Below are 11234 nucleotides of genomic sequence, written 5' to 3'. Positions count from 1 at the left end.
TGCCTATTATCCGACCCATGGATGAAGTCTTCAAAGCTCTGGCGGATGCCTCTCGGCGTACGCTGCTGGACCGGCTTCACGCCCGAAACGGACAAACCCTCAATGAACTCTGCGACGGCCTCGACATGACGCGTCAGGCCGTGACGAAGCACCTTGTGATTCTCGAAGACGCCAACCTCGTCACGTCAGTCAGGCATGGCCGCGAGAAGCTGCACTACCTCAACCCGGTTCCGATCCATCAGATCGGCGAGCGGTGGATCAGCAAGTTCGAGCGCGGGAAGCTCACAGCACTCAGCGAATTGAAACGGCAATTGGAGAAGCGTGATGAGTAAGCCGGAATTTGTCTATGTCACCTACATCGAGACCACGGCGGACAAGCTGTGGCATGCGCTCACCGACAGCGAGTTCACCGAACGCTACTGGTTCGGCTATCGCGTCACGTCCGACTGGAAAGTCGGCTCGTCCTATCATTTCGCGAAGAACGGCATCCGCAGCGTGCAGGGCGAGGTGCTGATCGCGGACCCGCCTAAAAGGCTCGCCTATAGCTGGGACGTGGTGAAAGAAGGCGTCGAGCGCGAGCAGGTCTCGCGCGTGACCTTCGATATCGAGCCGCGCGGCCGTGTCGTCAAGCTGACGGTGACGCACGACAATCTCGGCAGCAAGACGCTGCGCGACGTCTCCGGCGGCTGGCCGATGGTCATGGCGAGCCTGAAGAGCTTCCTGGAGACGGGACGCGAACTGCCACCCGACCTGCCTGCGTGCGGAACGAAGGAGGCAACCAATGCCCAAGCCTGAATTCGTCTACGTCACCTATATCGCGACCACGCCGGAGAAGCTGTGGGACGCGCTGACCAAGAGCGAGTTCACGCGGCAATACTGGTTCGACACCGAGCTCAAGTCCGACTGGAAGGTCGGTTCGCCGCTGGCTCTGGTGATGGGCGGCAAGACCACCGACACCGGCGAGATCCTGGTGGCTGACCGGCCGCGGCGGCTCGCCTACACGTTCAAGCACGAGCTCGATGAGGAGATGCGGAAGGAGCCTGCGACCAAGGTCGTCTTCACGCTTGAACCCTTCGACAATGTCGTCAAGCTGACCGTGACGCATGAGGGCTTCAGTGTCGGCAGCAAGCTGCTCGACGGCATTTCCAAGGGCTGGCCCGCGATCCTGTCCGGGCTCAAGAGCCTGCTCGAAACCGGCAGGGCGTCGCCGGTTCCGCCGCGGGCACTTGGGATCGAAGGCTTCGAACGACAATGAAGATCTATCGAAGGGTGCGCACAGACGTGAACATCGAATCGTTCAAACCGGCGATCGTCTACACGATCTACATCGCGTCCACGCCGGAGAAGGTGTGGCAGGCGCTGACCCAGGCCGAGTTCAGCCGAAAGTACTTTTCCGGCAACGCTATCGAAGTCGACCTGAAAGTCGGCGGCGCCTACATCGTCCGCACGCCGGACGGCGCGCTGCACATCTCCGGCGAGGTGATCGAATGCGATCCGTTGAGGCGGCTGACCGTCACCTTCAACGTCAACTGGCCGCAGCTGATCGAGAAGCTCGGGCCGACGCTCGTCACCTACGAGATCGAGCCCGCAGGCGACGGCGTGAAGCTGACGCTGCTGCAGTCGCATGACCGCCCGATCAGCGACGACATTCTCTCCGACGGCCGCGCCGGCTGGCCGGCGATCCTCTCCAGCCTGAAGAGCCTGCTGGAAACCGGCCAGGCCATGGTGATCCCCATGCAGCCGCCGCAGCGCATGCTGGCCGCGCTCAAGGAATTGGGAATCCCGATGCCGACATAGTGATACTGTCGACGGCGCGAAAGCAGCAGAACAACGGAGATCGTGTCGCAGCGAGCATAACCGCGCTCCCTCGCCCCGCTCCTGCGGGGTCGAGACGAGCGAAGCTCGCTCTTAGAGGGTTGGGGTGAGGGGCTGCTTCCGCAAAGACGGTGAGAGACGATCTCGTGGAGAGCCCCCTCACCCGGATCGCCTCTCTCGATGCGATCCGGCCTCTCCCCGCAAGCGGGGCGAGGCTAAGGAGCGTCACCCCAGCGCCCTCAACTCGCGCCGCAGCACCTTGCCCGTTGCCGTCATCGGCAGGCTCTCCGCAAACTGCACGAAGCGCGGATACTCATGGGCGGCGAGTTGCACCTTGACGAATTCCTGGATCTCACGCGCCAGCGCGTCGCTCGGCGCATGGCCGGGGCGCAGCACGATCCAGGCCTTGATCGATTCCGGCCTGATGGGATCGGGAATGCCGACCACGGCAGACATCGCGACCGCCGGGTGCTTCATCAGCGTGTGCTCGATCTCGGACGGACCGACCCGATAGCCGGCGGTGGTGATGACGTCGTCCTCACGACTGACGTACCAGAAATAGCCGTCCTCATCCTGCACGCCGAGATCGCCGGTCAAAAGGAATTCGCCGGCATATTTCTTCGCGGTCGCTTCCGGATTGCGCCAGTATTCGATCATGGTGCAGGGGCATGGCTGGCGGATGCCGATGATGCCGCGCGTGCTCCGCGGCAATTCCTCGCCCTTGTCGTTGACGATGCGAACGTCGAAACCCGGCGTGGCGCGGCCCATCGAGCCCGGGCGGATCGGAAACAGATTGGAATTGCTGCCGATCACGAGATTGCATTCGGTCTGGCCGAACACCTCGTGGGCATCGATGCCGAAGGTGTCGCGTACCCAGCCGAGCAGCTCGCCGCCGAGCGATTCCCCTCCGGTGAAGATGCTGCGCAGCTTCACGCCCGGATTCTTCACATTGGCCTGCCGCATCAGCTTCAGCGCGGTCGGCGGCAGGAACACGTTGCGGATGCCGAGCTCGGCCATCATCTGCATCGCCGCCTGCGGCTCGAACTTGCGCGCGCGGTGACCGACCAGCGGGATGCCGTGATACCAGAACGCGAACAGCCCGTTGACCAACCCGCCGATCCAGGCCCAGTCGGCCGGCGTCCACATCAGGTCGCCCGGCCTCGGCAGGAAGTTGTGGCACATCTCGACATTGGGCAAATGGCCGAGCACGACGCGATGCGCATGCAGCGCGCCCTTGGGATTTCCTGTCGTGCCCGAGGTGTAGATGATCAGGCCGGGATCGTCGGGCGAGGTGTCGACGGTGGTGAATTCAGGCGAGGCGGATTGGATCGCGCCCCAGAATGATGTCGTGCCGGCCGGCGCGCGGTCGCCGACAATATAGATGGTCTTCAGGTCGGGCAGGCGGTCGCGGATCCTGGCGATCTTCTCCCAGCCGGCCTCGTCGGTGATGATGGCCTTGGCGGCCGAATTCGACAGGCGGAATTCGAGCGCATCCTCGCCGAACAGCGCGAACAGCGGGATCGAGATGACCGCGGAACGAAACGCCGCGAGATGGGCGACCGGCAGCTCGAGGGATTGCGACAGGAACACCGCGACCCGGTCGCCGCGGACGAGGCCGTCGGCATCAAGCACATTGGCGAAGCGGCGCGAGGCCTCCGCGATCTCGTCGAACGAGGTGCGCGTAGTGCCGCCATCCTCATCGACATAGACCAGCGCGAGCCGCCCGGTGCCGTCGGCATAACGGTCGCAGCAGGCGGTCGCGATGTTGAAGCGCTCGGGGACCTCCCAACGGAAGTTGCGATAGAGCTCGTCGTAGGTGGCAGCTTCCTTGAGCATGGCGTGTGTCGTTTCCGTCCCTCGTCATGGCCGGACTTGACCCGGCCATCGATGTTCTTGCTTACGCCGGATTGTAAAGACGTGGATGCCCGGGACAAGCCCGGGCACGACGAAGGAAGAATGGTAGCCCGGATCAAGCATGCGTAGCCCGGATGGAGCGAAGCGCAATCCGGGCACTTTCCAAGCGGATGACGTCGACCCGGATTTCGCTTCGCTCCATCCGGGCTACGACATCAGGACGAGAGCGCGGCCTTCACGAGGCCGCTGGCCTTGGCGAAATCCATCTGGCCGGCGTATTTCGCCTTCAGCGCGCCGATCACCTTGCCCATGTCCTTGACACCGCCGGCGCCGGTCTCGGCGATGATGGCCGATATCGCGGCCTTCACCTCGTCGTCGGACATCTGCTTCGGCAGATAGGCGGAGATCACGGCGATCTCCGCGCGCTCCTGGGCGGCGAGTTCGGCGCGGCCGCCCTTGTCGTAGAGCTCGACCGATTCCTGGCGCTGCTTGATCATCTTCTGCAGCAGGCTGAGCAGCTCGGTGTCGGAAAGTGGCGGCTTGCCCTGCCCGCGCGCGTCGATGTCGGCGTTCTTGATGGTCGAATTGACCATGCGCAGCGTGGAGAGCTTGCGCTCGTCCTTCGCCCTCATCGCCTCCTTGACCGCATTGTTGATGTCGTCACGCAGCATCTTGGTGTCCCTGAACTAGCAATCCCTTCATGTAGGCAGTTTGCAACGACAGAACAACTCTCGTTTGACGCGTTTTCTTCACGCAAAGCGGCATCCCCCCGCATCGAGTGCGGGGCAAGCTTCGCTTGAAAACGTTAGTTCCGCAGCCATTCGACCAGCGCGTTCGCGCAAGCCTGCGGCTGCTCGGGCTGCGGCAGGTGCCCGCAATTTTCCAGGATCACGAGCTTCGCACCGGGGATGCCGCTGGCCATCTCCGACGACAGCGCATTCGGGATGGTGTTGTCCTCATCGCCCGAAAGCACCAGCGTCGGGCACTTGATCCAGGCGAGCGTCGGCCGCGAGTCCGGCCGGTTGATCACCGCCGTCTGCTGGCGAAGGAAGGCGTCGGCGCCGACATCCTCGCCCATATCGTAAACAAGCCGGCGCAGGCTCGCATCGTCGCGCCGCGACGGGTGCACGAAGCCGGGAAACAGCTCGTCCAGCACCGCGCGATATTGCCCGCTCTTGGCGCGCTCCATCATGCCGCGGCGGCGCGCGCTCGCCTCCGGCGTATCAGGCCGCGCCTGGGTGTTGATCAGCGCCAGTCTTGCCACACGCTCCGGTGCCTGGCGCATGATCTCGAAGGCGATGTAGCCGCCCATCGAGTGCCCGGCGAGGGCAAAGCGCGGCGGCGCCTCGACGAGGATCCGGCGGGCGATCGCGCCCATATTGTCGTCGCGGATGTGGTTGGCGACCGTGACCGGCCCGAACCGCCACAGCGCCGGGATCACGGGGGCAAAGATCCGGGGCGATGAGACGAGCCCCGGGACGAGCAGGATCGGCATCGTGTTGTCCATGCGGGGCTCCGAACCGGGTTATTTTCGGCAAGCAAACGGCCTGCTTGGGGAACTTTAGATTAAAAGGCCGTTCTGGCCTGTCAATTCGGCCGGCAACGCGGTGTGAATCCGCGCCCTTTCGCTTTGACGCCGCAGGGTGCGGCGTCTATTTAAAGGGCTCATGACAACATCCGAAAACGCTCCCGCTTGGCCGGATCACAAACCGACCGCGCTCCTTGTGCTTGCCGATGGCACCGTGCTGGAAGGCTTTGGCCTCGGCGCGGAGGGCCACGCCGTCGGCGAGGTCTGCTTCAACACCGCGATGACCGGCTATGAGGAGATCCTGACCGATCCGTCCTATGCCGGGCAAATCATCACCTTCACCTTCCCGCATATCGGGAATGTCGGCACCAACGAGGACGACATCGAGACGGTGAACATGGCCGCGACGCCCGGCGCGCGCGGCGTGATCCTGCGCTCGGCGATCACCGACGCCTCGAACTACCGCGCCACCCGCCACCTCGACCAGTGGTTGAAGGCGCGCGGCGTCATCGGCCTGTCCGGCATCGACACCCGCGCGCTGACCGCGCTGATCCGCTCCAAGGGCATGCCGAACGCCGTGATCGCGCATTCGAAGACCAGCGAGTTCGACCTGCACGGGCTAAGGGAAGAGGCCCGCGAATGGCCCGGCCTCGAGGGCATGGACCTGGTGCCGATGGTCACCTCCGGCCAGCGCTTCACCTGGGATGAAACACCCTGGGCGTGGGGCAAGGGCTTCGGCCGGCAGACCGCGCCCGAATTCAACGTGGTCGCGATCGACTACGGCATCAAGCGCAACATCCTGCGCCTGCTCGCCGGCGTCGGCTGCAAGGTGACCGTGGTGCCGGCGACGACCCCGGCCGAGGATATTCTGGCGATGCAGCCGGACGGCGTGTTCCTGTCGAACGGCCCCGGCGATCCGGCCGCGACCGGCAAATACGCTGTGCCCGTGATCCAGAAGGTGATCGAGTCGGGCACGCCGACCTTCGGCATCTGTCTCGGCCACCAGATGCTGGGCCTGGCCGTCGGCGCCAAGACCATGAAGATGCACCAGGGCCATCATGGCGCCAATCATCCGGTCAAGGACGAGACCACCGGCAAGGTCGAGATCACCTCGATGAACCACGGTTTTGCGGTGGACCAGGCGACGCTGCCTGATGGCGCGACGCAGACCCATGTCTCGCTGTTCGACGGCTCCAATTGTGGCATCGCGCTCGAGGGCAAGCCGGTGTTCTCGGTGCAATACCACCCCGAGGCCTCGCCCGGTCCGCGCGACTCGCACTACCTCTTCCAGCGCTTCGCCGACCTGATGCGGCAGAAGAAGGCACGCGCCGCGTAAAGCGCGCCCGGCCCCGACCTCATCGGGGACGACCCGACGATCCATCCAAAAGCGAGTCATGCCCGGACCTGGTCCGACCTGGCCTGGGCATGACTTTTTGTCGCGGCTTTCATGCGCCGGCGGCGCCGCGCTAGCCAAGCATGAAGCGATGACGCAGCATCGCATCATGCTCTCAGCATCAGGTCTCACATTTCGGCGCGCACAATCTTAGCGCGCAGAAGCGATCACCACACGCATCCTTGGGCGGTAGCGATGCTGTACCGAACCCAACACGACGCACGGCCGCCCTATCCTGCTGAGGAACCGAGGCTCCGGCAGTGAGTTCTATCTCCGCAGCATTAGCACGCGCGGCTCAACCGTCACCAATAGCTGTCAACGACTGAGACAATCATGGTGCCACAGGTTGGGCCGGAGCTGGGATCAGGCAGGGGTGCAGCGTTGACCGAATCAAAAGCCGTCGGGAACAGCAGGCAAATAAAGGAGGTGTTCGGCATGCCAGCGCCGGTCGAGCACGCACCAACCGAAAGCGTCGTCCGCGACCGCGCCTATAGGGCGCGATAAACAACTCAAGCTCGCGAATGGTTCATGCCCGACAGAAAGCATTACATCAGGTTGCCGCATCGCGCAGTTGTCTTTGTCGGAGACGGCCGCAAGGCACTTTTTCTCCTCAATGAAGGCACCGGCCTGGAGCCGCGCCTGAAAGTCCAGCGGGTTCTTGAAGATGAGAACCCGTCGACCCATGAGCAAGGGGCGGACAGGCCGGGGCGAGCGCTGTCCTCCATCGAGCCGAACCGCAGCGCGATGGAGCAGACCGACTGGCACGACATCGAGAAACGTCGGTTTGCCCGGACGATCGCCAGCGCCCTGGATCGCCTTCTGCAAGAATCGCATGCGGAGCGCGTTGTCATCGTGGCGCCGCCGCGGACGCTCGCGGACCTGCGCCGATCATTTTCCCCCGCAGTCGAGAAGCTGATCGTCGCGGAAATCGCAAAGGACTTAACCGGCCTGACCGTCGGCGACATCGCGGAATATCTGACCGCCTGATCATACCGGCTTCAGTTGCGACAGACCGCTCGCAAAATACAGACATCCCGGCGCCGAGCGCGGGAAGGCGTCGTCAGGGCTGGCGCGGCAGCCTGAGCTTACGCACCACCGCGCCGGTCACGGTTGAAAAACCGGTTTCCCTTTTCCGGATCATGCTCTCGTCATCGTTGCGCAGGATCACGTCGCCTTCACTTCGATCTTCTTCTGCTGCTGCGCTTGCGAGGTCTTCGGCGGCGTGATGGAGAGCACTCCCTTGGAGAAAGTCGCCGCGATCTTGTCGCGATCGACACCTTCGGGCAGGGCGAAGCTGCGCTGGAACGCGCCGTAGCTGCGCTCAGACAAATAGTGGTTCTTCCTCTTCTCTTCGTGCTCCTGGCGGCGCTCCCCCTTGAGCACCAGCGTATCACCGCTGAGCGAGACATCCACGTCCTTCTCGCTAAGACCCGGAAGCTCAGCGTCGATCCTGTAGGCCTTGTCGTCTTCGACGATGTCCACGGCGGGCGCCGCAAAGCTGAAAGAGCGCTCCCAGTCCGGCTCCACGTCCAGCGCCCGCCATAGCGACGGGAACCCAAAGCCTCCGGCGAAGCGGTCGAACATGCGATCCATCTCGGCACGCAGCGCGTGAAACGGATCCCGGCCGAGCGGTGCGGGTGTTGTCTTGCGAACGACAGCAGGGGTCTGAGCCATGTCTGTTCCTCCTTGCGTTTGAATTGGTTCGGCGGAATCAACTCCCGGAAAATCTGTTGGCTCCGCGCGATGATCAGCGGGACCATTGGAGAATGGTCGAGTGCGGCCCCATTCCCGTGGGTCGAGAGAGTTCACAGCTCATGATGCGATTACGGGGGCTCGTCTCCTTGCTTGAGCATGATTTCCGCGCAAACGCCCCGCGCCTGTCGCGAGGGAAAGCCGGTTTCCTCTTTGCGGATCATGCTCTAGCCGGCCTGCTGCCGTCGTCGCGGCACCGGCTGGGACAGGCGCCGGGTCACAAGGTTTCGAAGGGTGCTCGTGAGTTCCCGCGCGAGCTAATCCCCATGCCGGTGTGAACTGCCAAGCTCTCGACCGTGATGGCTCGGTCATCACGGCCAAAGCGAGCGAAGACGGCAAGCAGTTTGCGTTCGGACTCTCCAAGTTCGCTGAAGGGCAGACCTTCCATCGCCACCCTCCGTTCAAATCCCCCGCCTGCAAGGCGGCTGCCCAGCGAAGGCGGTATCCATACAGCTTATGCTCCAAGCATCATGATGCTCCGATGAGAGATTATGGGGCACGCTCTTGCGTCGCCACGCGCGAGACGCGCGGACATTGTCTTGTGCCATGCGCATCGCTGCAGATCTCGCCGACCCGCAGCCGGACCGATTGGAGTGCGGCATGCTTTGCAGCCAAGCCGCGGTCGTGGCGCTCTCGATTGCCTAGGGGGCGCGGTCAGCTCATACGGTCGGGTCGCGACCGCTCCACGGCCTGACGTCAGGGAACGCGGGCGCTGACAACCGGTTGATCCGCGCGTAGTCTCTTGCTCGCGCGCGGGAGGGCCCATGTCCGCAGTCAAAGCCGGGATCGAGCCGCAGGCCATCGTCTTCGAGGATGACGGGCTCGTGCCCAACAACCGAATCCCGTTCCTGGTCTACAAGGGCGCGGTTGATCTCGGGAGCGAGCCCGAAGCCACGATCGAGCGCCTGTTCGGTGAAAACGGCTGGGGCGCAATGTGGCGCAACGGCGTCTACGACTATCCGCATTATCACGCGACCGTGCATGAGGTGCTGGGCGTCGCCCGCGGCAGCGCCCGCGTGCAGTTCGGCGGTGAGCGCGGGCATGCGCTGGAAATCGCAGCCGGCGACGTCGCGATCCTGCCCGCTGGCACCGGGCATCAGTGTCTCGCTGCGAGCAAGGACTTTTGCGTGGTCGGCGCCTATCCGCCGGGTCCGCCGATGGATCTGCAGCGGCCAACGCCGGAGAACCACGTCAAGGCGCTGAAGACGATCCCGCTGGTCGCGGTGCCCGCGACCGATCCGGTGATGGGCAAGGATGGGCCGCTGGTGCGGCTGTGGAAGCGGTAGCGTCTCAGCAAGCGCTGCTCGCCCCTCCCTTCTCCCCTTGTAAGGTCCCCTTGTACAAGGGGAGAAGGTGAATTCTAGGCCGCGTTGCTGCCTTCCTGGCGGCTCGCCTCGAACAGGAACCAGGTGCGGCGCTCGGTCTCGTCGATGAAGGTCTCGAGCAGGCCCGAGGTGCCGGAATCCTCGTGGTCGTCGGCAAGCTTGTGCGCCTTGCGCATCGCAGCCACGATATGCTTGTTGTCTTCCATCAGTTCGCGCAGCATTTCGCGCGGCGGGACATAGTCCTCGTCGTTGTCCTTGATGGTCTGATGCTTGGCGACATCGCCGATCGACTTCAGCGTCGTCCCGCCGAGCTTGCGCACCCGTTCGGCGAGTTGATCGGTGGTCGCGAAGATCGCGTCCGACTGCTCATCCAGCAGCAGATGGTAGTCATGGAAATGCCGGCCACTGACGTGCCAGTGGAAATTCTTGGTCTTCAGGTAGAGCGCAAAGGTGTCCGCCAGAAGCGTGTTGAGCGAGGCCGAAATCTTGTCCACCGCGGCCTGCGGAAGATCGCTCGGCGTGACGAGATCGGAGGAGATTCTATCGGACTTATTGTCGTTCCTGGCTTTGCTCACGCTGGACCTTCCTGTTAGGAACCCGTATTTCGGCGCATTGATCATTGGCCGCCGGACCGCTAACGCATCATCTAACCACCCGTTCCTGAACGCCGGGAACCCGTTTCCACCGGATACCAAACGCGATGGATGAATGGATCGATTATTACGATTCCACGCATACGATCTATGCAAGCAGGCTGCACCGCGACCTGCATTTTGAGGCCATCGCGCGCGACATCATCGGCTACATCACCTCATCAGACGCGGTGGTGCTGGACTATGCCTGCGGCGAGGCGCTGTCGGCGGCCAAGGTCGCGGATGCCTGCGCCAGGCTCTATCTGGCCGAGCCGGCGCCCGGCGTCCGTGGCAGGCTGGCCGCGCGTTTCGCGCCCAATGCCAAGATCTCCGTGCGCTCGCTCGACGAGCTCAGCCAGATGCACGAAAGCTCGCTCGACCTCGTCGTGATGAATTCGGTGGCGCAATACATGACGTCGCAGGAACTCGATTCCGCATTCGCGGTGATCCATCGCCTGCTGAAACCGTCGGGCCGCCTCGTGCTCGGCGATATCCTGCGGCCCGATGTCGGCATGATCAGGGACGTGCTGGCGCTGCTGCACTTCGGCGCAACCCATGGCTTCCTGCGCGACGCGCTGGTCGGGCTGGTCAGCACCGCGCTCTCCGACTACCGGCAATTGCGCAACAGGGTCGGGCTGCAGCGCTACGGCGAGGCCGAGATGATTGCAAAGCTCGCCAGGGCCGGCTTCAGCGCGACGCGCGCGCCGCGCAACATCGGGCACAATCCGTGGCGAATGACGTTCGTGGCGCACCACCAATCATAGGTTGCGCCGGACGTTAGGGTAACCAGAAACACTCATAGCCAGCACAGAAACAATCAGCAATAGTTGGCTCGGCCCGGTGGCGGAAGCGTCGACGCGGCAGGGGTGCATCACTGTTTATCCTGGTTCAACTCCAGGCCGGGCCTCCAACCTTCGCTCGCCAGGCGAGTTTGG

The 11234-nt window shown here is 63.6% G+C and carries 13 protein-coding genes; 8 read left to right on the top strand and 5 right to left on the bottom strand.

Annotation, left to right across the window (positions count from 1 at the left end; all coding sequences use genetic code 11):
* Positions 1–17: 17 nt before the first annotated feature.
* Genes MTX19_RS07860 through MTX19_RS07845 form a run of 4 tightly spaced genes read left to right on the top strand, consistent with a single transcriptional unit; the run spans position 18 to position 1797 of the window.
* Positions 18–332 (top strand): metalloregulator ArsR/SmtB family transcription factor, encoded by a 315-nt coding sequence (locus MTX19_RS07860; protein WP_280975915.1) that lies wholly within the window; start codon positions 18–20, stop codon positions 330–332.
* On the top strand, positions 325–795 hold the full coding sequence (locus MTX19_RS07855; RefSeq protein ID WP_280983123.1) for an SRPBCC family protein: 471 nt from the start codon (positions 325–327) through the stop codon (positions 793–795). The genes MTX19_RS07860 and MTX19_RS07855 overlap by 8 nt, the downstream gene beginning before the upstream one ends.
* Positions 782–1255, top strand: a complete 474-nt coding sequence (locus tag MTX19_RS07850) for an SRPBCC family protein (RefSeq protein ID WP_280983122.1) — start codon at positions 782–784, stop codon at positions 1253–1255. The genes MTX19_RS07855 and MTX19_RS07850 overlap by 14 nt, the downstream gene beginning before the upstream one ends.
* Positions 1256–1281: 26 nt before the next feature.
* On the top strand, positions 1282–1797 hold the full coding sequence (locus MTX19_RS07845) for an SRPBCC family protein (RefSeq protein ID WP_280983121.1): 516 nt from the start codon (positions 1282–1284) through the stop codon (positions 1795–1797).
* A 243-nt stretch (positions 1798–2040) separates the two neighbouring features.
* Here the strand turns inward: MTX19_RS07845 and MTX19_RS07840 are convergent, their stop codons facing one another.
* From MTX19_RS07840 to MTX19_RS07830, 3 genes are all read right to left on the bottom strand, one after another.
* Positions 2041–3651, bottom strand: a complete 1611-nt coding sequence (locus tag MTX19_RS07840; RefSeq protein ID WP_280983120.1) for an acyl-CoA synthetase — start codon at positions 3649–3651, stop codon at positions 2041–2043.
* Positions 3652–3884: 233 nt separating this feature from the next.
* Complete coding sequence (locus MTX19_RS07835) at positions 3885–4340, bottom strand: GatB/YqeY domain-containing protein (RefSeq protein WP_280983119.1); 456 nt, start codon at positions 4338–4340, stop codon at positions 3885–3887.
* 134 nt (positions 4341–4474) lie between these two features.
* Positions 4475–5176: an alpha/beta hydrolase gene (locus tag MTX19_RS07830; RefSeq protein ID WP_280983118.1), complete on the bottom strand. Its 702-nt coding sequence runs from the start codon at positions 5174–5176 to the stop codon at positions 4475–4477.
* Positions 5177–5336: 160 nt separating this feature from the next.
* Between MTX19_RS07830 and carA the strand changes: the two genes are divergently transcribed.
* Both carA and MTX19_RS07820 read left to right on the top strand, forming a co-directional pair.
* Positions 5337–6533 carry a glutamine-hydrolyzing carbamoyl-phosphate synthase small subunit gene (gene carA / locus MTX19_RS07825; protein ID WP_280983117.1) on the top strand — a complete coding sequence of 399 codons (1197 nt, stop codon included), beginning with the start codon at positions 5337–5339 and terminating at the stop codon, positions 6531–6533.
* Between the two features lie 585 nt (positions 6534–7118).
* A complete protein-coding gene (locus MTX19_RS07820; protein ID WP_280983116.1) occupies positions 7119–7577 on the top strand; it encodes a host attachment family protein in 459 nt (152 codons plus the stop codon).
* 177 nt (positions 7578–7754) lie between these two features.
* Here the strand turns inward: MTX19_RS07820 and MTX19_RS07815 are convergent, their stop codons facing one another.
* Complete coding sequence (locus MTX19_RS07815) at positions 7755–8174, bottom strand: Hsp20/alpha crystallin family protein (RefSeq protein ID WP_280983115.1); 420 nt, start codon at positions 8172–8174, stop codon at positions 7755–7757.
* Positions 8175–9106: 932 nt separating this feature from the next.
* Between MTX19_RS07815 and MTX19_RS07810 the strand changes: the two genes are divergently transcribed.
* The gene (locus MTX19_RS07810; RefSeq protein ID WP_280983114.1) at positions 9107–9628 is read left to right on the top strand and encodes a cupin domain-containing protein; all 522 of its coding nucleotides are present in this window, start codon (positions 9107–9109) and stop codon (positions 9626–9628) included.
* Positions 9629–9702: 74 nt separating this feature from the next.
* On the opposite strand, the gene MTX19_RS07805 is transcribed toward MTX19_RS07810, so the two are convergent.
* A complete protein-coding gene (locus tag MTX19_RS07805) occupies positions 9703–10242 on the bottom strand; it encodes a DNA starvation/stationary phase protection protein (RefSeq protein WP_280975906.1) in 540 nt (179 codons plus the stop codon).
* Positions 10243–10367: 125 nt separating this feature from the next.
* On the opposite strand from MTX19_RS07805, the gene MTX19_RS07800 reads away from it, so the two are divergent.
* Positions 10368–11063, top strand: a complete 696-nt coding sequence (locus tag MTX19_RS07800) for a class I SAM-dependent methyltransferase (protein WP_280983113.1) — start codon at positions 10368–10370, stop codon at positions 11061–11063.
* Positions 11064–11234: the final 171 nt, after the last annotated feature.

The organism is Bradyrhizobium sp. ISRA464 (genome assembly GCF_029910095.1).
Classification (GTDB): Bacteria; Pseudomonadota; Alphaproteobacteria; order Rhizobiales; family Xanthobacteraceae; genus Bradyrhizobium.
This window is presented reverse-complemented; position numbering and strand designations above follow the sequence as displayed.

Bases quoted from the DNA above. Each gene is read 5' to 3' on its own strand.
- MTX19_RS07860 (WP_280975915.1), top strand. From the start codon at position 18: ATGGATGAAGTCTTCAAAGCTCTGGCGGATGCCTCTCGGCGTACGCTG.
- MTX19_RS07855 (WP_280983123.1), top strand. From the start codon at position 325: ATGAGTAAGCCGGAATTTGTCTATGTCACCTACATCGAGACCACGGCG.
- MTX19_RS07850 (WP_280983122.1), top strand. From the start codon at position 782: ATGCCCAAGCCTGAATTCGTCTACGTCACCTATATCGCGACCACGCCG.
- MTX19_RS07840 (WP_280983120.1), bottom strand. From the start codon at position 3,651: ATGCTCAAGGAAGCTGCCACCTACGACGAGCTCTATCGCAACTTCCGT.
- MTX19_RS07835 (WP_280983119.1), bottom strand. From the start codon at position 4,340: ATGCTGCGTGACGACATCAACAATGCGGTCAAGGAGGCGATGAGGGCG.
- MTX19_RS07830 (WP_280983118.1), bottom strand. From the start codon at position 5,176: ATGGACAACACGATGCCGATCCTGCTCGTCCCGGGGCTCGTCTCATCG.
- carA (WP_280983117.1), top strand. From the start codon at position 5,337: ATGACAACATCCGAAAACGCTCCCGCTTGGCCGGATCACAAACCGACC.
- MTX19_RS07820 (WP_280983116.1), top strand. From the start codon at position 7,119: ATGCCCGACAGAAAGCATTACATCAGGTTGCCGCATCGCGCAGTTGTC.
- MTX19_RS07815 (WP_280983115.1), bottom strand. From the start codon at position 8,174: ATGTTCGACCGCTTCGCCGGAGGCTTTGGGTTCCCGTCGCTATGGCGG.
- MTX19_RS07810 (WP_280983114.1), top strand. From the start codon at position 9,107: ATGTCCGCAGTCAAAGCCGGGATCGAGCCGCAGGCCATCGTCTTCGAG.
- MTX19_RS07800 (WP_280983113.1), top strand. From the start codon at position 10,368: ATGGATGAATGGATCGATTATTACGATTCCACGCATACGATCTATGCA.